The following is a 1,111-nucleotide window of genomic DNA, read 5'->3' as shown; positions in this document are numbered from 1 at the left end:
AATCACAACTCTTTGCCACTAAATCACCTAAATCGAAATTCCATAAAATTACAGTGTTGTCTGCACTAGCAGAAGCAAGAGTCTGGCCATCTCGGCTAAAGACCACGTTATTGACCCAATCGCTATGTCCGGTGAGGGTTTGCAGGTGTTTGCCTTGGTGATTCCATAGTTTCACCGTCTTGTCCCAACTAGCAGTAGCGATAGTCTGGCCATCTGGGCTAAAGGCCACGCTAGTGACATTTGCTTTGTGTTCGGTGAGGGTGTGCAGGTGTTTGCCTTCTCGATTCCACAGTTTCACAGTCTTGTCCCAACTAGCAGAAGCGATAGTCTGGCCATCTCGGCTAAAGGCGACGCTATTGACAGGTTCGCTATGTCCAGTGAGGGTGTGCAGGTGTTTGCCTTCTCGATTCCACAGTTTCACCGTGTTGTCATCACTAGCAGAAGCGATAGTCTGGCCATCTCGGCTAAAGACCACGCTATTCACCCAATCGCTATGTACAGTGAGGGTGTGCAGGGGTTTGCCTTCTCGATTCCACAGTTTCACCGTGTTGTCATCACTAGCAGTAGCGATAGTCTGGCCATCTCGGCTAAAGACCACGCTATTCACCCAATCGCTATGTCCGGTGAGGGTTTGCAGGTGTTTGCCTTGGTGATTCCATAGTTTCACCGTCTTGTCCCAACTAGCAGTAGCAATAGTCTGGTCATCTCGGCTAAAGGCGACGCTAGTGACATCTGCGCTATGTCCAGTGAGGATGTGCAGGTCTTTGCCTTTGAGATTCCACAGTTTCACGGTGTTGTCCAAACTAGCAGAAGCGATAGTCTGGCCATCTCGGCTAAAGGCCACGCTAGTGACAGGTTCGCTATGTCCAGTGAGGGTGTGCAGGGGTTTGCCTTTGAGATTCCACAGTTTCACGGTGTTGTCCAAACTAGCAGTAGCGATAGTTTGGCCATCTGGGCTAAAGGCGACGGTTATGAGATATTGGCTATGTCCGGTGAGGGTTTGCAGTACTTTGCCTTGCAGATTCCACAGTTTCACGGTGTTGTCCAAACTAGCAGTAGCGATAGTCTGGCCATCTGGGCTAAAGGCGAGACTAGTGACATCTGCGCTATG

1 protein-coding gene is annotated in these 1,111 nt (G+C 50.0%); it reads right to left on the bottom strand.

The genetic code is table 11. The features are described from left to right. Positions 1-1,111: WD40 repeat domain-containing protein (locus F6K51_RS37940; protein WP_293031502.1), on the bottom strand; the 1,111-nt coding region annotated here is incomplete at both ends.

The organism is Moorena sp. SIO3I8 (genome assembly GCF_010692325.1).
Lineage (GTDB): Bacteria > Cyanobacteriota > Cyanobacteriia > Cyanobacteriales > Coleofasciculaceae > Moorena.
This window is presented reverse-complemented; position numbering and strand designations above follow the sequence as displayed.